This window comes from Chromobacterium sp. LK11 (assembly GCF_001043705.1).
GTDB classification, from domain to species: Bacteria; Pseudomonadota; Gammaproteobacteria; order Burkholderiales; family Chromobacteriaceae; genus Chromobacterium; species Chromobacterium alkanivorans.
The window spans coordinates 1-18952 of sequence record NZ_LDUR01000035.1; the positions used below are offsets into that span (position 1 = coordinate 1).

General features: G+C 66.6%; 15 protein-coding genes. 7 read left to right on the forward strand and 8 right to left on the reverse strand.

The features are described from left to right. Nucleotides 1-244: 244 nt before the first annotated feature. A complete protein-coding gene (argJ, locus tag VK98_RS18945) occupies nucleotides 245-1462 on the reverse strand; it encodes a bifunctional glutamate N-acetyltransferase/amino-acid acetyltransferase ArgJ (RefSeq protein ID WP_048415538.1) in 1218 nt (405 codons plus the stop codon). A gap of 84 nt (nucleotides 1463-1546) precedes the next feature. Continuing rightward, entirely contained in the window at nucleotides 1547-3352 is a 1806-nt protein-coding gene (recQ, locus tag VK98_RS18950) for a DNA helicase RecQ (protein WP_048415539.1), read from the reverse strand. A 158-nt stretch (nucleotides 3353-3510) separates the two neighbouring features. Here recQ and VK98_RS23895 point away from each other — a divergent pair, with 158 nt between their 5' ends. The 5 genes from VK98_RS23895 to VK98_RS18970 all read left to right on the forward strand — a co-directional run bounded on the left by VK98_RS23895 (nucleotide 3511) and on the right by VK98_RS18970 (nucleotide 8769). Continuing rightward, complete coding sequence (locus VK98_RS23895; RefSeq protein ID WP_156187961.1) at nucleotides 3511-3741, forward strand: hypothetical protein; 231 nt, start codon at nucleotides 3511-3513, stop codon at nucleotides 3739-3741. Further along, complete coding sequence (locus VK98_RS18955) at nucleotides 3734-4216, forward strand: surface-adhesin E family protein (protein ID WP_048415540.1); 483 nt, start codon at nucleotides 3734-3736, stop codon at nucleotides 4214-4216. Before VK98_RS23895 ends, VK98_RS18955 begins: the two co-directional genes overlap by 8 nt. Before the next feature lie 268 nt (nucleotides 4217-4484). Beyond that, nucleotides 4485-5267, forward strand: coding sequence for a ParA family protein (locus VK98_RS18960; protein WP_048415580.1), 783 nt, complete (start codon nucleotides 4485-4487; stop codon nucleotides 5265-5267). A 45-nt stretch (nucleotides 5268-5312) separates the two neighbouring features. Further along, complete coding sequence (locus VK98_RS18965) at nucleotides 5313-7901, forward strand: ATP-binding protein (RefSeq protein ID WP_048415541.1); 2589 nt, start codon at nucleotides 5313-5315, stop codon at nucleotides 7899-7901. After that, a complete protein-coding gene (locus tag VK98_RS18970) occupies nucleotides 7876-8769 on the forward strand; it encodes a response regulator (RefSeq protein WP_048415542.1) in 894 nt (297 codons plus the stop codon). Before VK98_RS18965 ends, VK98_RS18970 begins: the two co-directional genes overlap by 26 nt. Before the next feature lie 19 nt (nucleotides 8770-8788). Here VK98_RS18970 and VK98_RS18975 read toward each other — a convergent pair whose 3' ends face one another. Then, on the reverse strand, nucleotides 8789-11059 hold the full coding sequence (locus VK98_RS18975; RefSeq protein ID WP_048415543.1) for a DNA internalization-related competence protein ComEC/Rec2: 2271 nt from the start codon (nucleotides 11057-11059) through the stop codon (nucleotides 8789-8791). Nucleotides 11060-11379: 320 nt separating this feature from the next. On the opposite strand from VK98_RS18975, the gene VK98_RS18980 reads away from it, so the two are divergent. Further along, nucleotides 11380-11967, forward strand: a complete 588-nt coding sequence (locus VK98_RS18980) for a phage tail protein (RefSeq protein ID WP_048415544.1) — start codon at nucleotides 11380-11382, stop codon at nucleotides 11965-11967. Nucleotides 11968-12047: 80 nt separating this feature from the next. Further along, nucleotides 12048-12380, forward strand: coding sequence for a hypothetical protein (locus VK98_RS18985; protein ID WP_048415545.1), 333 nt, complete (start codon nucleotides 12048-12050; stop codon nucleotides 12378-12380). 168 nt (nucleotides 12381-12548) lie between these two features. On the opposite strand, the gene VK98_RS18990 is transcribed toward VK98_RS18985, so the two are convergent. The 5 genes from VK98_RS18990 to VK98_RS19010 form a co-directional block, all read right to left on the reverse strand. Next, nucleotides 12549-13085 (reverse strand): GNAT family N-acetyltransferase, encoded by a 537-nt coding sequence (locus VK98_RS18990; protein WP_048415546.1) that lies wholly within the window; start codon nucleotides 13083-13085, stop codon nucleotides 12549-12551. 111 nt (nucleotides 13086-13196) lie between these two features. Beyond that, nucleotides 13197-15305 carry an HlyD family efflux transporter periplasmic adaptor subunit gene (locus tag VK98_RS18995; RefSeq protein ID WP_156187963.1) on the reverse strand — a complete coding sequence of 703 codons (2109 nt, stop codon included), beginning with the start codon at nucleotides 15303-15305 and terminating at the stop codon, nucleotides 13197-13199. Between the two features lie 2 nt (nucleotides 15306-15307). Continuing rightward, complete coding sequence (locus VK98_RS19000) at nucleotides 15308-16639, reverse strand: efflux RND transporter periplasmic adaptor subunit (RefSeq protein ID WP_048415547.1); 1332 nt, start codon at nucleotides 16637-16639, stop codon at nucleotides 15308-15310. 7 nt (nucleotides 16640-16646) lie between these two features. Continuing rightward, the gene (locus tag VK98_RS19005) at nucleotides 16647-17405 is read right to left on the reverse strand and encodes an efflux RND transporter periplasmic adaptor subunit (protein ID WP_048415548.1); all 759 of its coding nucleotides are present in this window, start codon (nucleotides 17403-17405) and stop codon (nucleotides 16647-16649) included. After that, nucleotides 17402-18925: a TolC family protein gene (locus VK98_RS19010; protein WP_048415549.1), complete on the reverse strand. Its 1524-nt coding sequence runs from the start codon at nucleotides 18923-18925 to the stop codon at nucleotides 17402-17404. Before VK98_RS19010 ends, VK98_RS19005 begins: the two co-directional genes overlap by 4 nt. Nucleotides 18926-18952: the final 27 nt, after the last annotated feature.

Sequence of the window (18952 nt, forward strand, 5' to 3'; positions counted from 1 at the left end):
ACGACCCCACACCCGTCAACACCTAATTTGAAAAAAGATGGAGTTTTCGCAAACAACTCCGCCATGCCGTTGATTTGTAAAGAAGCGGTCATTTTGAGCAAGAACGATTTCTCGCGCCCGCCCTGCCTGGCTCCGTGTCGAGGAGGCGCGCTGAATGCGAAAAAGCCCCTATTTACGGGGCTTTTTCGAGGCTAAGACCGACTTCCGGGCCAGCGTCCATGCCAAAACGGCTCAAACGCCGCGCTCAGCTGCGGTAGTCCGCATTGATCTTCACATAATCATAAGAGAAGTCGCAGGTCCAGACCGTGGCCTCCGCCGCGCCGCGTCCCAGCTTCACCCGCACCAGGATTTCCGGCTGGGCCATCACGCGTTGGCCGTCTTCTTCCCTATATAGAGGATTGCGTCCGCCGTCGACCGCGACCAGCACCTCGTCCAGATACAGTTCCAGGCGATCGACGTCCAGGTCTTGCACGCCGGCGTAGCCTATCGCGCACAGCAAGCGGCCCAGATTGGGATCGGAGGCGAAGAAAGCGGTTTTCACCAGCGGGGAGCGCGCGATGGCGTATGCGACGTCCTTGCACTCTTCGAACGAACGGCCGCCCTCGACCTTGACGGTGATGAACTTGGTGGCGCCTTCGCCGTCGCGGACAATGGCCTGGGCCAGCGCGGTGGCGACTTGAATCAACTCCGCCTTGAGCACCTGGTAGGCGGCCTGCAACGGAGAGTCGATCAGCGGCCCGCCGCTCTGCCCGGTGGAGATCAGGATGAAGCTGTCGTTGGTGGAGGTGTCGCCGTCCACCGAGATGCAATTGAAGGAAACATCGGCCACTTCCTTCACCAACTGGCGCAGTACCGGGCGGGTCACCGCGGCGTCGGTGGCGATGAAGCCCAGCATGGTGGCCATATTGGGATGGATCATGCCGGCGCCTTTGGAGATGCCGGTGATGGCGACCGGGTGGCCGTCCAGCGTCAGGCGGGCGCTGACCGCCTTGGGCGCGGTGTCCGTGGTCATGATGGCGCGGGCGGCGTCGGCCCAATCCGCGCCTTGCCGGCTCGGCAGCGCCGCGGCGATCTTGTCCACCGGCAGCGGCTCCAGAATGACGCCGGTGGAGAAGGGCAGGATCTGTTCGGGCTGGCAGCCCAGCTCATCGGCCAGCGTCCGGCAGACTTGCAGCGCGTCGCTGCGGCCTTGTTCGCCGGTGCCGGCGTTGGCGTTGCCGGTGTTGATCACCAGCGCGCGGATTTGCACGCCGGCGTCCAGATGCTTTTTACAGATTTGCACCGGAGCGGCGCAAAAACGGTTTTGGGTGAACACGCCGGCAACGGTGTTGCCCTTGTCCAGACGGATGACCAACACGTCGTTGCGGTCGGCTTTCTTGATGCCGGCGGCGGCGACGCTCAGTTCCACTCCGGGAATGGGGAAGAGATGCTCGCCGCTGACGGGCTTGAGGTTTACTGCCATCTATCGCTCCAGATCAATCAATATTATTCGCATCGATTGTAGCGGATTTGTTCCGCCGGACCGGAAACTAAAACGGCCGGCGGATCAACCTGCCTCGGCCGCCGCCGCGCTCAACAATTCGAGCAGCGCCTCGCCGTAGCGCGCCAGCTTGAGTTCGCCCAGTCCATACACCTTGGCCAGGCCGGCGCGGGAGGTCGGGTGCTTTTCCACCAGGTCGCGCAGGGTGCGGTCCGAGAACACCGCGTAGGCCGGCACATTGTGTTCGTCCGCCATCTGCCGGCGCCAGCCGCGCAGCGCCTGCCACAGCCGCTCTTCGCGCTCGGTGCGCAGCCAGCGGTCGGCGCTGGCGGTGCTGCGCGTCGCCTTGTCGTCGGCCAACGGCCGCAAATAGACTTTTTCCTGGCCTTTGAGCACGGCGCGGCATTCGTCGCTCAACACCAGCGACTGGCCGCGGGCGATGTCGACGTGCAGCAGCTTGCGCGCCACCAACTGGCGAATGATGGAGCGCCAGACGCGCTGGTTGTAGTCGCGGCCGATGCCGAAGGTGGACAGCTTGTCGTGGCCGTAATGGCCGACGCTCTGGTTGGCGCGCCCCAGCAGCACGTCGATCACGTGGCCGGCGGAGAAGCGCTGTTCCACCCGGTAGATGCAGGACAGCAGCTTTTGCACCGCGACGGTGGCGTCGAAGGTGATGGGCGGATGCAGGCAGTTGTCGCAATGGCCGCAGGGCCGGCTCTGTTCGCCGAAGTGCGCCAGGATGTGCTGGCGGCGGCAGGAGGCGGCTTCGCAGAAAGCCAGCATGGCTTCGAGCTTGCCCAACTCCACCTGTTTCTGCAGCTCGGCCATTTCCCCGCCTTCTATCATCTGCCGCAGTTGCACCACGTCGTTGAGCCCGTAGCACAGCCAGCTGGCGGCGGGCAGGCCGTCGCGGCCGGCGCGACCGGATTCCTGATAGAAGTTTTCCGGGCTCTTGGGCATGTCGATGTGGGCGACGAAGCGCACGTCCGGCTTGTCTATGCCCATGCCGAAGGCGACGGTGGCAACCATGACCACGCCTTCGTCGCGCAGGAATTCGCGCTGATTCGCCTCGCGCTGCTGATGGCTGAGGCCGGCGTGATAGGGCAGCGCGTGGATGCCGTTGTCGCACAGCCATTGCGCGGTGTCTTCCACGCGCTTGCGCGACAGGCAGTAGACGATGCCGGCGCTGCCCGGATATTCGTTGCGGATGAAATCGAGCAGCTGCTTCTTGGCGTTGTGCTTTTCCACCACCTGATAGAACAGATTGGGCCGGTCGAAGCTGGACAGGAAGACACGCGCGTCCTGCAGCTTCAGGTAGTGGATGATGTCGGCGCGAGTCTGTTCGTCGGCGGTGGCGGTCAGCGCGATGCGCGGCACTTGCGGGAAACGCTCGGCCAGAAAGCCCAGTTGCTGGTATTCCGGGCGGAAATCATGGCCCCAGTGGCTGACGCAGTGCGCCTCGTCGATGGCGAACAGGCTGATGTTCAGCTGCGACACGAACTCCTGGAAGCGCGGCGTCAGCAAACGCTCCGGCGCCACGTACAGGAGGTCCAGCGAACCGGCGCGCGCCTGGCGCGCGATGTCGCGCGCTTCGTCCAGCGGGGTGGCGGAATTGAGACAGGCGGCGGCCACGCCCTGTTCGACCAGGGTGGCCACTTGGTCCTGCATCAGCGCGATCAGCGGCGACACCACGATGGCGACGCCGGGGCGCATCAGCGCGGGAATCTGGAAGCAGAGGCTCTTGCCGCCGCCGGTGGGCATCAGCACCAGCGCGTGGCCGCCCTGGGCGACGTGATCGACAATCTCCCCTTGCTGCCCGCGGAATTCGGGATAGCCGAAGATATGATTGAGTAGGGAGAGCGCGTCCTGCATAAGCCGTCTTCTTGCGAGAAGGCGCCTATTGTACGGCAAGTGGCCGGCAGCGTCCCGCCCCCGGTTCAATAGGCAAAAAAAGGGCCGCTGGAGTGCAGCGGCCATAAAGTTGGATGGAGACAATGTGAAACGAAGAGGAAAAATGCTCTCGCACTACCATGGACCTGTGGGAGACTCGCGAAGTTCCTTTTTTTACATTTATTTTTGGCGTTTTCTGGCAAAAAAATACTTATATGGCATTGCGGATTTTTTGCGCCGCAGCACTGTCGAAGGCAACCCGCCGCCAAGCTCAGTCGGCCGCCGCGCCAGCCGCTCCGCGCGCCGGACTTGGAGCCTTTCTGCGGCTGTGCGACACTGACCGACGATTTCGTGGAGGCATCAATGCGTAATATTTGGCCCGTCCTGTTGGCGGCCGCAGTGATCAGCGGCTGCGCCAGCGCTCCCAGCAAAGCACCCAGCCCGTCGACCGTCGGCAAACCCGCGCAGTCCGGCGCCAGCCCGGCCAACGCCGATTGGCAAAACCTGGGGGTCTCCCCCAACGGCAACATCCTGAACGAGCTGGACAAGCTGTCGGTCCGCAAGCAAGGCCAGCTGGTCAGTTTTCGCGACCGCAAAACCATCTTCAATCTGAAGAAGGAAAACTTCCTGTCCACGCCGCGCCACAAGGTGTCGATCAATACTTGGCAGATCGACTGTTCGCAGCGCACTTTCCGCCTGCTGGACATGGTGTTGTTCGATGAGAACGGCCGCCAGATCGCCAGCTTCACCTATAATGACGCTCAGATAAAACCTATGCCGGTGGTGCAGAATTCGGCCAGCTATCAACAGATGTTGCTGGTCTGCAAGGGCGATCCCGGGTTCTAAGAACGTGTTTACGATCTCGCGAGCTACAGCGAGACAAGGCGAATACGGCTGAGAAAGCGGAATGTACAAACGGTACATGAGCATTTCGAAGCAGTTTTCAACGCCGTATCGCCGACGCGCAGCAGATCGTAAACAGGTTCTAAGCCCGCTTCGCCCTGCCCGCTCGCGCGCGGCCCGGCCCCGCGGCGCGCCAAGACGCGAGCGGGCGTCTTCTGCGTAGCGGCCCCGCCGCCCAACCGGCCCCATGCCTGGAGCACCCATGCAAGCGATCCGACGAGTGGTCTTCAATCAAAAAGGGGGGGTGGGCAAGTCCACCATTACCGTCAACCTGGCCGCCGTCGCCGCCAAACAGGGCAAACGGGTGCTGCTGGTGGACCTGGACCCGCAAGGCAACGCCAGCCATTATCTGCTGGGGCCGGCCGCCCGGGACGAGGCGCCTTCGCTGGCCGGCCTGTTCGAGCAGATGCTGAACATTTCCATGTTCAGCAAGGAGCCCGTCGACTTCGTCCGCGCCACGCCGCTGTCCGGCCTCAGCCTCTTGGCCTCCCACCCCGAGCTCTCCGAGCTGATGGGCAAGCTGGAGGCCCGCTACAAGATGTTCAAGCTCAAGGAAGCGCTGGACAGCTTGAGCGCGCAGTTCGACGAGATCTGGATCGACACCCCGCCGGCCTTGAACTTTTTCACCCGCTCGGCGCTGATCGCCGCCGACCGCTGCCTGATTCCCTTCGACTGCGATGCCTTTTCCCGCCAGGCCCTCTATAACCTGAAAGTAAACACCGAGGAAATTCGCGCCGACCACAACCCCGAGCTGTTCATCGAAGGCATCGTGGTCAACCAGTTCCAGGCTAGGGCCAGCCTGCCGGTACGCCTGGTGGAGGAGCTCAAGCAAGAAGGACTGCCGGTATTGTCCTCTCCGCTGTCTTCATCCGTGAAAATCCGGGAGTCACACGATGCGGCGCTTCCCATGGTGTACCTGGACCCGCGCCACAAACTATCGCGCGAGTTCGAGGCCCTTTACCAGGAGCTGGCGCAGGATGGGCGGCGGGCCTAGCGTCCCGGTTCCGCCGCTCGCCGGCTCGCGCGGGGGCCGCTCTCCTTGAATCGCCTGAGCTCGCTGGTGGTCAGCGGCCTGCTGAGCGTCGGCCTGCTGTCCGCCGAATACTGGCTGATGATCAACGATGAGCGCGCCGAGCTCATCGACCGCCAGCATTACTGGGGCGAATTGAGCGCCGAGCTGCTGCGCGTGCGGATGCAGGCGATGCTGGATCACTCCGCCGTGCTGGCGCAAAGCCTGGCCAACAGCCCGCAGCCGCGCTCGCTGGCCGTGCTCGCGCGCAGCACCATACGCGACGACACCCCCTTCGGCGGCCTGGGCATCATCGAATACGTGCGCCCGGAGCAGCGCGAGGCGTTTGAAAGCCGCATCGCCAACAGCATACGCGTGCTGCAAGACCGCCACCTGGCGCCCAGTCCGCGCCGACCGCTGTACTACCCGGTTTCCGGCTACCTGCCGGACGACAGCAACGCCCTGCCGCAAGGCCTGGACCTGGGCGGCATAGGCAACGCCCGCCGCAAGATGGACCTGGCCCGCCACAGCACCCAGCCGGTGCTGATGCCGACCACGCTGCCGGGCAGCAACGGCAGCCGCCTGGACATCGTCGTGCGGCTGAACGACGACAACACCCTGCTGCTGCTGAATCTGCGCAAGGACAAGCTGATCCAGGACAGCCAGCGCGAGCCCGGCACCGCCAGTCCCTTGCGCCATGTGCGCATCGTCGCCTGGACCCAGGAGCAGCCCGACGCGCCCTTGCTGGACTCCCAACCCACCCGGCCGCTGCCGTCCACGCCGCCCTTGTACACCATCCGCCACAATCTGGGCGGCAACGAGTTGCTGTTCGGCGCTTATCCGCAAGGCGTGGCCAATCCCGGCATGCGCCTGACCCACTGGGCCATCCTGGCCACCACCGCCGGCTTCTTGCTGGCGATGTTCTGGTTCCAGCAACAGCAGGCCCAGTCCCGCCGCCGGATGCAGGATCAGCTCAAGCGCAGCCAGCAGCAGCTGGAAATGAACACCCGCACGCTGCGCGAACAGATCAACGACCGGGTGATGTCGGAACAGGCGCTGGCGCAGAGCGAGGCGCGCCAGCGCGCCATCCTGCAGGCCAGTTCCGACGCCATCATGCTGATCGACCACCAGGGCCTGGTCTTGCAGATCAACCCGGCGGCGGTTCGGCTGATCGGCCAGTCCGCGGACATGGTGCGTCAACTGCCGATAGGCAAGCTGCTGGACGAGCTGTACGACCGCAACCCGGCGCGCAGCTTCGAGCACATCGCCCAGGAGCACGAAGGCCGGCCGTTCGAGGCCAGCTTGCGCCGCAGCGACGAGCACATGCTGCCGGTGGAGTTGTCCCTCAGCCGGGTCACCCTGCCGGACGACTGGTTCTACGTGGTGGTCTGCCGCGACATTTCCATTCGCAAGGAACAGGAAGCGGCGCTGATCGAATTGAAAAACAGCCTGGCCGAGCAAGTCGAGGTGCAAAGCCGCCAGCTGTCCGCGCTGCTGGACGCCAGCCCGATGGCGATGGCCTACATCGTGGACCGCAACCTGCTCCAGGTGAACCGCGCCTTCCTCGACCTGTTCGAGCAGCGCGAAGAAGTCGTCCTCGGCCACAGCACCCTGCCCTTCTTTGAATCGCCTGAGCAGTGGGAGCGCACCGGCAAGGCGCTGTACAGCCTGCTCAACGACGGCAAGGTGGTGCAGACCGAACAGAGGCTGCGCACCGGCACCGGCAAGCTGTTCTGGTGCCGGCTGTACGGCAAGGCCATCAACCCCTCGGTGCCCAAGCTCGGCACCATCTGGCTGTACCAGGATTTTTCCGCCCAGCGCGCGCTGGAGGAAACCCTGCGCCACGCCAAGGTGCTGGCCGAGGAAAACAGCCGCGCCAAGACCGAATTCCTGGCCAATATGTCCCACGAGCTGCGCACGCCGCTGCACGCCATCCTGGGCTTCACCGAAATGGGCCAAGCCCGCTCGCGCGGGCAGCACGACGACAAAATGGCGCAATACTTCAGCCGCATCCAGAGCAGCGGCAACCGGCTGCTGACCCTGCTCAACGATTTGCTCGACCTGGCCAAGATGGAAGTGGGCCGCATGGAGTACAGCATAGGCCGCAATAATCTGTGCCAATGCCTGCACGACATCTGCGACGAAATGACGCCGCTGGCCGCGCTCAACGAAATCCGCATCTACCTGAACTGCTCGTCGGAACAGTTGAACGCCGACATCGACCCCTTCCGCATCGGCCAAGTGATGCGCAACCTGCTGTCCAACGCCATCAAGTTCAGTCCGCACGGCGGCGAAATCTACGTCAACGCCGGGCTGCGCCAAGACGCCGACGGGGAGAACATCCTCGTCACCGTGGAAGACACCGGCCCCGGCGTGCCGGAATCCGAACTGGAAAGCATTTTCGACAAATTCATCCAGAGCAGCAGCACCAAGACCGGCGCCGGCGGCACCGGCCTGGGTCTGGCAATTTGCCGCGAAATCATCACGGCCCATCATGGCCGCATCTTCGCCAGCAATTTGCCGACACGCGGCGCGCTGTTCACCTTCATCATTCCGCGCACCGGGCCGGCCGGCGCCACGGAGGACCCCAACCATGCCCCACAAACTACTGCTCGTTGACGATGAACCCTTCAACCTGGAGCTGATGGCCGAGCTGCTGCAGGACGCCGGCCACGAGGTGGTCCAGGCCGAGGACGGCGAAACCGCTCTGGCCATCCTGCAGCGCGAAGGCGAAACCTTCTCCACCGTGCTGCTGGACAAGATGATGCCCGGCATCAGCGGCTTCGACGTGCTCAAACGCATCAAAAGCGAGCCGCGGCTGGAGTTTTTGCCGGTCATCATGCAAACCGCCATGGGCGCGGCCTCCAGTGTGCAGGAAGGGCTGGCCGCCGGCGCCTTCTACTATCTGACCAAGCCGTTTTCCCGCGACATGCTGCTGGCCATCGTCGAAGCCGCGATAGGCCACTGGGACCGCTACGCCCATTTCCGCGAGCTGGCCAATCTGCACGTCGACGCCCTGCGCCACCTGAACAAGGCCACCTTCACCTGCCGCAGCCACAAGGAAGCCCAGACCGTCACCGCCCTGCTGGCCAAAACCTGCGCCCATCCGGAGCGGGTGGCCACCGGCCTGTTCGAGCTGCTGGTCAACGCCATCGAGCACGGCAACCTGGACATCAGCTTCGATGAGAAAAGCCACTATATGGCCGAGGGACAGTGGGAAGCCGAGCTGGCCCGCCGCATGCAGGACCCGGTGATGGGGCAGCGCCAGATCAGCGTGGACTTCAGCCGCGAACCGGAACAGATGCGCTTCACTATCAGCGACATGGGCGCAGGCTTCGACTGGGAGCGCTACCAGAACGCCGAACCCGCCTCGCTGATGTCCAGCCACGGGCGCGGCATCCTGATCGCGCGCAAGCTGTCCTTCGACGGCCTGCACTACCAAGGCCGGGGCAATATCGTGGTCGCCCACGTCAACAGCCAGGACTAAGCATCCGTTCGCGGCCCGCTCAGGGCGGCTCGCCGCAATCGCCGCGCTCGCGCCAATACCGGCGCTGGCTGTCGCGCAGGCAACTCCACTCCACCCCGTCGCCGAACTCCAGCGTCAGCGCGCCGTCCAGGTCGGTGCGCAGCACCGCGGCGCCGGCCTCCTCCGCCCGCCTCAGCACGGACGGATGCGGATGACGGTAACGGTTCAAATAGCCGGCGCTGATCAAGACCACCTCCGGCCGCGCCGCCGCCAGCCAAGCCGCGCCGGTGGCGGTGCGGCTGCCATGATGGCCGGCGGCCAGCACCGTGCTGCGCAACCGCAGGCCCGGCTGCCCCGCCAGCGCCCGCTCCACAGCCTCCGGCGCGTCGCCGCTCAGCAATAAGGCATGCCGCATGCCGGCCACCCGCAGGATGCAGCTGCGCGCGTTCTCATCATTGGCGGGCGCCGCATCCGGCGGGCCCAGCACATCGAAGCGCACGCCATCCCACGCCCAGCTCTGGCCGAGCCGGCACCCCTCTCCGCTCAAGCCCAATTCCGCCAGCGACTCCGGCTGGCCCGCCAGCACCCGCCCCGGCGGCATGGCGGCGGCCAGCTCCGCCGCCGCGCCGTCGTGATCGCTGTGATGGTGCGACAACACCAGGCCGTCCAGCTTCTTCACGCCCAGGCCGCGCAACTGCGGCAAGAGAACCCTCTCGGCCCCGCCGAGGCCGGTATCAAACAACAGCGCGCGATTCCGGGTCTGCACCAGCACCGCCAAGCCCTGGCCCACATCCAGCATGGTGGCGCGAAATTCGCCCAAGGCCGGCGGCGGCGGCCGGTAGAGCAACATCGGCAGCAGCAGCAAGGCCGCCAGCCCTTTCCCCGGCACCCCTCGCGGCGCGATCAGCCACGCCGACCCCAGCAAGGCGAGCAAGAACAGCGGCAGCGGCGTTCCGGCCAAAGGCATGGGCGGCGCTTGCGCCAGCCGCTCCACCCCCCAAAAAAAGCCGCGCGCCAGCCAGGCAGCCCAATGCAGCGGCCATTCCAGCGGCAGCAAAACGGCGGCCAAGGCCAACGGCGTCAACAGCAGCGACACATAGGGGATGCCCAGCGCGTTGGCCAGCGGCGACACCAGCGGGATACCGCCGAACCACCAGACCAGCGGCGCCAGCGTGCATACCCCGGCCGCCCACTGCCCCGCCAACGCCGCCCGCCATTTGCCCGGCGCACGGCGTCTGGCGATGGAACTGGCCATCAAGGCCGCCACCAGTCCGAAGGACAGCCAGACGCCGGGCGCCAGCACGCAGAAAGGATCGATCAGCAAGACGACCGCCAGGGCCAGCCACCAGATGCGGAACGGAGACAGGCCGCGGCGCAGGCACAGGGCGGCCAGCCCGACGCCCAGCATGAACAGCGTGCGCTGAGTCGGCACCGATAAGCCGGCCAGCAAGGCATAGGCCGCCGCCGTCAGAAACGCCCCGCCGGCGATCAACAAGCGCGGCGGAAAGCCGAAAGTCGGCAGCCGCCGCGACAGCCAGGCCAGCGCCGCCGCGGCCAGGCCCGCCAGCATGGTGATGTGCAGCCCGGAAATCGAGATCAAATGCGTCAGGCCGGTGGCGGCGAACAAGCGCCAATCCTCGCGCGCCACCCGCTGCTGCGCGCCCACCGTCAAGGCGGCGATCAGCGCCGCCTCGCGCGATTCGCCCAACACCCGTTCGACACGCGCCACCAAGGCGGCGCGCACTCGGTCCACCTGGACCAACGGCGCGCGGCTGTCCTCAAGCCGACGCTCCCCCGGCCCCAGCGAGCCGGTGGCCAGCACACCTTCCGACCACTGCCATTGCTCGACGTCGAAACCGAAGGGATTGGCCGTGCCGCGGCTGCGCTTGAAGCGAGCTTCCGCCCGCCAGCGGCTGCCCGTCGGCCACTCCCGCCCGCGAAAATCCGTCAGCCTCACCGTCTGCGGCAACTTCACGCCCGGCGTCAGCGTGCGCTCCACCTCCATGGTCAGGCGCGTTCCGTACTCGCCGGGCTGCGGCAGGCCGCGCACCTCGCCGATGAAGACGACCGGCCGCTGCTGCCAATCGGCCGGCAATTGCTGCGCCAGGCGGTGCTCGGCGCGCCAGGCGGCGTAGCCCAGCCCCAGCAGGAAGGCCGGCGCCAGCGCCGCCCAAGGCCGCAACCGCGACGGCAGGCAGGCGGCCAGCGCCGCCGCGCCCGCGGCCAGGCCCAGGCAAGCCGTCGCGGCGGGCAAAGCCGGCAAGACGGCGCAGGCGGCGATGCCGCACAACAGAGCGATCAAGACAGGCATGCCGACATCTTAGGCGGCGATGCCGCGCCGCCGCAATCTATTAAATACATTCACTAAAGCGCAGCGAATAGACCATGACGATTGTATTTTTTATGATCTCGGAACGAACCCATAGCAGATAAATCCTGAAAAAATAACAAGTACAAATGCGTATTGCATTAGCGGAACGCTGGGCTACACCTAGGACAAGCGCTTTCGAAACCTCGGCCGCCGCGACGCTCCGCTGAGCCGGGGCGGCCCCCAAGCGCGGCAGCCGGCCTCTCTTTGACACGGCTTTCCCATCTGGCAGCCGCCAGGCGGATCACTCGCAGGAGGAATACATGGACGCATACATGGGCACCATCACGGTCTACGGCTTCAATTACGCGCCGCAAGACTGGGCGCTGTGCCAGGGCCAGACCTACCAGGTATCGCAGTACGAGGCCTTGTACTCGCTGCTGGGCACGCTCTACGGCGGCACCGCGTCGCAAAACTTCAAGCTGCCCAATCTGACCGGCCGCATGGCCATAGGCACCGGCCCCGCCCAGCCCGCCTACAATCTGCCGGCCTACAACCCCGGTCAGTTCGGCGGCACCCAGAACGTGGCGCTCAGCGTGGCCAACCTGCCGGCTCACTCCCATACCGCCACCTCCATGGCGGTGACCTTCCACGCCGCCGGCACGCCCACGCCGGCCACTCCGGCCAGCGCGCCCAGCTCCAGCAACCCCTATCTGGGCGCTTCCGGCGCCGGCACCGGCCTGGCCACCATCTGGTCCACGGCGCTGAACAATCCGGTATCGGTGCAAGGCCTGTCCGCCACCGGCAATACCGACCTGACCGGCGGCAACGCTCCGGTCAGCGTGCTCAACCCCTTCCTGGCGCTGAATTTCTGTATCGCCATCAACGGCCTGTATCCGGTTCGTCCATAATCACAATACGCGGCCTCCAGCCGCTTCCGGCCGCCTCTCCTCCGCGGGAGCGGCGGCCTTTGCCTTCAGGGGACATCGCCATGCTCGCCACCGTCCAAGCCGAAGACTTCATGCATCTGCTCGGCAAGCACTGCATTTTCCGCAACCCGCAACATCCCGATATTTCGCTGCAAGTGCAGGCCGTCAAGCTGCGGCCGCAAGCGCAATCGCCGCACCAGACCGCGCGGCGCACCCCCTTCGTGGTGGAGTTGGCCGCCGAAGGCGCCACCGACCTGGCGGACGCGGTGGGCCAGCTGGAACTGCCCGCCACCGAGCACAGCGACGCCATCCGCCTGGACCTGGTATGGATAGGCCGGGTGATTCCCGCCGGACGCGACCCGGCGCTGGCCTACTTTCAGCTGCCCTTCAACTAAGCGCCTGTTCGCAGGCCCGCCGGGCAAGAGCGAAGCAAGGCCCGGCGGCCGAGAAAACGAAACGCTCATACGGCATGTATGAGCGTTTCGAAAATCTACTCGCCGACTCCATGGCGGGCCCGCGCAGCGGACAGTGCACAAGCTCCAAGCCGGCCGGAGCCGGCGACGCTACAGGCCGACCCGCGCCTCGCCCTGCGGCGAATGGCGCTCCGGCCGCCACACCAGCTTGTCCGCCATGTCGCCGGCCTCTTCCAGCACGAAGCCCAACTGGTGATACAGCCGGCGCGCCTGCACATTGCTGTGCCACACCACCACCGCCAGCGGCGCGCGCACTTGCCAGGCCGCCTGCTGCAAGCCCATCAACACCTCTTTGCCGTAACCCAGGCCGCGCGCCTCCGGCACCATGGCCAGGAAGATGATGCGCACTTCGTTATGGCCGAAATCCACCATCACCACGCCGACGTTGGCGCCGGTTTTTTCGATGACGAAATGCATCGCGTCCGGGTAGTTGTCGCCTGCGCCGCGTTGCAACACCTGGTACTGCTGCTCCTGTACGGTGCGGATCAGTTCCTCCTCGCCGTCTATCAGTTGCAGGTCCGGGCGGGCGCTGCGATAGAGGCCGGCGATGAAGGCCTCGTCGTGATGCCGCGCCGGGCGCAGATGCAGGCCTTCGGCCAGCGAGGAAGTGTTCAAGAATGAAGACATGGCGAACGGCTCCTTTCCAAAACCCGTTATGGGGCGCGCCGGCGGCGCGCCCGACTTCGTAGTGCGCGCTCCTGCGCGCAAGGCCTTGCGGATAGGACGACACAAGCCGCGCTACAGCCCGCCCTCCCGCCGCAACACCGCCAACAACTGCCGCGTCCCTCTCTCCAGCAAGCTGTAGCGCTCACCCCGCAAGCGCGCCACCCCGGCCAGTTCCCGCAGCGGCGCCGCGCCGCGCTCGCAGCGCTCCAGCCGCACGCGGAAGGTGGCCGCCAGCGGCACCAGGCCGCGGTCGCGCTGCTCGGTGGGAATCGGCCCGCCATAGGTGGAGGCCAGCAAGGGCTGATCCAGCAGCGGCAGATTGAGACGGTCTATCTGGCCCAGCCGGCACTCCACGCTCCAGAACTCGCCGCCGTCGGCGACGAAACGGGCGACATGCCCCGGCTTGAGCCCGGCCAGCGCGGCCTCGTCGACAAAGGCCTCGCCCTTGACGCCGTCCGGCCCCACCACGTCCAGCAGATGCTCGCCCTCGGCCAGCGCGGTGCCGGCGCGCAGCGCCTCGCTGACGTCCACGACGCGGCCGGCGAAAGGCGCGGTCAGAGTGAGCCGGGCCATCTGCTGGCGCAAGGCGGCCACCTGCTCCTGCGCCACCTGCCATTGCTTGCGCAAGGCCGGGCCGCGCTGCTGCAGTTCCGGATCGAACGGCTGCTGCGCGGTCTGCCAGGCCAGATCCCGCTCGCGGGCGCCGGCCAGCGCCAGCTGCGCCTCCAGCATCGGCGAACCTAGCCTGGCCATGACCTGCCCCGCCTTGACCAGCTGGCCGTCGCGCACCAGGACTTCGGCCACCTCGCCCGTCGCCGGCGCGTACAGGCCCTGCGATTGCAGCGCGCCCATCACCGCCGGGCTGGCCGCTTCGCGCTGCCAGGGCAGGATCAGCGCCAGCGTCAGGATCAGCAGCGCCGCGGCGCTGCGGCGGGTTTCCCGGCCCCAGCGCAGATCCGCGCGGCGCTGCCACCACACCATCAGCTCGCCGACCACGGGCCGGGCGATGAACCAGCCCAGCTCCACCGCCAGCAACAGGATGCCCAGCGCCTTGAAGAACAGGTGGTAGACCAGGAAGGCGATGGACAGGAACAGCACCAGCCGGTACAGCCAGGTGGCCCAGGCGAACAGGATCAAGCCGCGCCGGCGCGCGGCCGGAAAATGCTCCGGCACCGGATCGTCCAGGCCCAACAGCGTTTTGCGCAGCCGCCAGCGCGCCAGCGCGAAGGAGCGGTTGTGCAGATTGGGCAGGCCCAGGTAATCCGCCAGCAGAAAATAGCCGTCAAAGCGCATGAAGGGGCTGGCGTTGATCGCCAGCGTCGCCAGCCAGGTGGTGGTGGCCAGCAGGAAGACGCCGGCGCGCAGCGGGCCGTCCGGCAGGAAGCTCCACAACAGCGTGGCCCAAGCGGCCAGGACCAGTTCCGCCAACATGCCGGCGCCGCCTATCAGCAGCCGCTGGCGGCGGCTGTTGAGCTTCCAGGCGTCGTTGGTGTCGGTGTAAAGCACCGGCATCATCACCAGGAAGGCCACGCCCATGGCCGGCACCCGACAGCCGAAGTGGCGCGCGGTCAGCGCATGGCCCATTTCGTGCAGGATTTTGGCCAGGCTCAGCGACAGGCCGATGCCGATGGCGGCGCTGACGCCGCCGTAGGCGGAGAAGGTGTGGGTGAACTCGTCCCAGCGCCGCGACACCAGCGCCAGCGCCAGCGCCAGCACCGCGGCCATCGCCAGCCAGAAGCGCGGGTGGAACAGCCAGCCGGTCCACGGCAGCAGGCGATTGAGCAGCGCCTCCGGCCGCAGCAGCGGCACCCGGAAGAACAGATAGTTCTTCAACAGCCACATCGCGCGGCTGGGGCGGTTGGCCTCGCGCAGCTGCCACAGCCAGGCGTTCTGCTCGGCGCTGGCGGCCTGCAGCAGCTGATGGCGGGACAGGAACAACAGCACCGCCTTGATGTCCTCGGCGCCCAAGCTCAGCGTGGTTTCTTCGTTGACGGCTTGCAGCACCGCCTCGGCGGTGCCCAACTGCCAGCGCGACAGGATTTCGAAACTGGCCCAACCCAATTGGTAGAAGCGATGGGCGCAGGGGTCGTGCAGAGTCCAGCTGGGCGCGCCGTCGGCCAGCGCCGGGCCGGGGTGCAGCGTCAGTTCCTGGCGCAGCGCGGGCAAAGCGGGGGACCGCATGCTCACCACCCCAACCATTGCCGCGCGGCGGTCAGCGGCCGGCGCAAGGCGTAATAGACCAGCGGCACCCAGTCGCCGTAAACGCGGGCGGTGCCCATCTGCCCCAGCCGCGGCTTGTCGCCGTCGACGAAGCGGGCTTGCAGCCGGTAGGCGAGCAGGCCGCCCTCCACCGCCTCGGCCTTGTAGGCGACGCGGAGGATTTCCGCGTCGTAGGACTCGGTGGGCGAAGCGTTGGGATAAAGCGTGATCTTGCCGCCGGGCGCCACGTCTATGGCCTCCGCCGCCGGCAGCCAGGCGGCCAGTTCCACATGGGCGGGATCGGCCAGCGTCATCACTTTTTCGCCCACCGTCACCGCCTTGCCCTGCCAGTCGTTGCGGTCGGAAAACACCACCACGCCGGCGCTGGGCGCGGTGACGTGCAGCCTTTGCAACTCCAGGCCGGTGTATTCGGCCGCGATGCTTTTTTCTTCCAGCTTGGCGCGGTCCTGCGCCATGGCCAGCTTGCCCTTGTCGTCAGTGACCGCCAGCTGGGCGCTGGCGCGGAAGCTTTCCTGCGCGGCGTCGCGTTCGCGCGCGGCCATGGCGAACTGGCCGGCCAGCGAGGTGGCGTCCAGATCGAACAAGGGATCGCCGGCCTTGACCCGCTGGTTGGGCTGCACCTGGATGCGGTCTATCACTCCGCTGAGCGGCGCGCGCAGCAGCACCGGGTTTTGCGGCGTCACCTCGCCGCGCGCCAGCACGCTGAGGCGTATCGGCATGCAGGCCAGCAACAGCGCGGCGATGAGCAGCCGGCGCTGCTTGCGGCCGGGCCGCAGCCATTGCCGCGCCAGCTCCCGCCAGTTGCGTTTGGGCGCGAAGCGCAACAGCGCGTGGCCGTAGCCGTGGGCCAGCTCTTCCGCCAGCTTGCGCTCGTAATCGCTCCACGGCAGTTCCCGCGCCAGCAGCCAGGCGCCCTGCTCGCCCAGGCGCAGCCACAGCGCGTGGGCCGGCAGCCAGGACGACCAGTCCTCGGCCAACGCCGCCGGCAGGTCGCCGGCCTCGAGCGCGCGGCTGTCCTGCCCGACCTCCGGCCCGCCGGACTCCGCCAGATGGCGGAACACGCGGGACAGCCATTGCATATAGGGCGCGGTGGGGTCCAGCTCCGCCAGGCCGGACAGCGCCGTCACGTGGCGATGCAGGCCTTCGCGCCATGCCGCCGCCTGGCGGTAGGGCAGCAATTGCTGGCTTTCGTTGACGATGATGAAGCCCAACTGCTCGGCGCTGACCGCGTCGCGCGCGCGGTGCAGCAATTGCAGCAGGCCGGCCAGTTCCCGGCTTCTATCGGCGTGCCCCATGCACGGCCTACTTGAAGCTGGCCCAGCCGCTCATCCCCGGCAGCAGGCTGGCGCCGTTGCCCTCGATGACGCCCACCGCGAGGATGGACTGGCTGACCGGATCGATCTGCGCGCCCAGGCGTTCTATCCTGGCCGGGAAGCTGGCGCCCAGCTCGTCCACCGCCACGGTGAACTTGCTGCCGGACTTGAGTTTGGCCAGCCATTTGGACGGCACCAACATGCGCAGCTCCAGCGAGCCGGAATCGACGATGTCCAGCACCGGGTTGCCGGGGCTGACGTATTGGTGCACGGCGGCGATGCGGCGCGCCACGCGGCCGTTGAACGGCGCGCTGATCACGCATTTGCCGACTATGGTCTGCATATAGCTGGCGTCGGCGGCCGCCTCCTTGGCCTTGCCCTGGGCCTGGGCCACGTCCAGCGCGCCGGCGGAATTGAGCTTGGCCAGCTGATTGTTCACCTTGAGCAGCTGGCTGGCCGCCTCCAGCGAGGCCTGGGATTTGCGCAGCTGGGCGCGGTAGCTGCCGCAGTCGAACTGCACCAGCGCCTGCCCCTTGCTGAAGCTGGCGCCCTCCGGCACCGGCAAGGCCGCGATCTTGGCGGCCACTTCGCCGGACAGGGTGACGGCGTTGCGCGCCATCAGTTGCACGCGGATGCGACCGTCGCTGGCGTTGGTCACCGGCGCCGACGGTTTGGCCGGCGGCGTCGCCGCCTGGGCGCAGGCGGCCGCCAGCAGGCAGGCGGCAAGCCTAAGTACCGTCAACCTCATGGCTTGCTCCCCGCCACCTGACCCTGCCACCGGGTTTCCGCGCCCTTGAAGGCCGCGGCCAGCGCCGGCAGCTCATAGCTGGCCGTGCTTTCCGGCAGCGGGTCCATCCCCAGGCTGGAGCCCATCTGGCCGTAGGCGTTTTGCAGATCGCCGTAGCTCTGGTACAGCCGCAGCGTGGAGAACACCGCGTTGGCGTCGGCCAGGATCGCCGGCAGGCGGCCCTGCACGCCGCTGTCGGTGGCGTTGCGGTTCTGCACGTAGATGCGCTGTTCCACGTCGTTGAGCTCTTGCTCCAGCGCGAACTGGCGCGAGCGGCCCTTGAGGTCGAGATAGGCCACGTGCACCTGGGTCAACACCGCCATGTTCAACGCCATGCGCTGGGTCTTGGCCACTTGCAGCTGGGCGTCGGCGGCCTTGGTGATCGGCCCGGCGCTGAACAGATTGAGCAGGTTCCAGCTGATGCGCAGGCCGGCGTCGCTCCAGGAGTTGTTGACCAGGAATTTATTGCTGTCGTAGTTCTGGCCGATGCTGAATTCCAGGCCAGGCAGCAGCTTGGCGATGGCCTTGCGGGTTTCGGTGACGCCGATGCGCTCGTTGTAGCGCGCCTCGTTCAGTTCCGGCCGGTTCAGCAGGGCCATTTCCTCCATCTGTTCCAGCTTCAGCCCCAGCGCCGGAGTGGGCAGCCCTTCCGGCACCGCCACCTTGAAGTCGGTGCCGGGCGGCACATTCATGATGGCGGCCAGCTTGGGTTTGGCCTGGGCCAGCGCGTTGCGGATCATGCCCATCTGGCGGATCACGTCCAGCAGCTGACGGCGGTAGTTCAGCGCTTCCAGCGGCGCGCGCAGCTTCTGCTTCTCCACCTGCCGCGCGTCTTCCAGCGCGCGGTTGGTTTCGGCCAGCAAGGAGTCGATGCGGCCTTCCAGTTGTTGCGCGCCCACCGCCTGCCACCAGGCTTCGCGCACCTGCTGCATCAGTTGCTGCGCCACTTTGCGCTTGCGCTGCTGCAGGATCAGCAGCCGGTCGGACTGCTGTTGCGCGGTGTAGTAGCTGACGCCGAAGTCCAGCACGTTCCAGCTCAGATTGAGGTCCGCGGTATGGCTGCGCTTCTCCGAGGAGATGGACGGCACCAGCGATTGCTCGCCGGTGGCCACGTTCTGGGACGAGGACGCGTTTTCCTTGTTGCGGGCGGTGTAGCCGGCGGCCAGCGCCAGCTTGGGCAGCATGTCCAGGCTGGACAGGTCCAGCTGGCGCTGCGCCATCGCCTCTTCCATCAGCTTGACCCGGTAGTCCAGGTTGTACTTCAGCGCGCGCGCCATCGCTTCTTGCAAAGTCACAGGCCCCGCCAACGGCTCCTGGCTGCCGAACATGGCCTGGCGGTCCGCCGCCAGCGTGGCCTGGCGGTCGCCCAGGCTCATCGGCGCGGGCGTGACCGCGCAGCCGGACAAGGCCAGCGCCGTCAGCGCGGCCAGCGTTCGAAGAACGCCGCGGCCGGCCCCTCCCCCTTGTGTTTGTTTGTTCATATCGTCCCCTGTGCGGTTTGTTGGTTT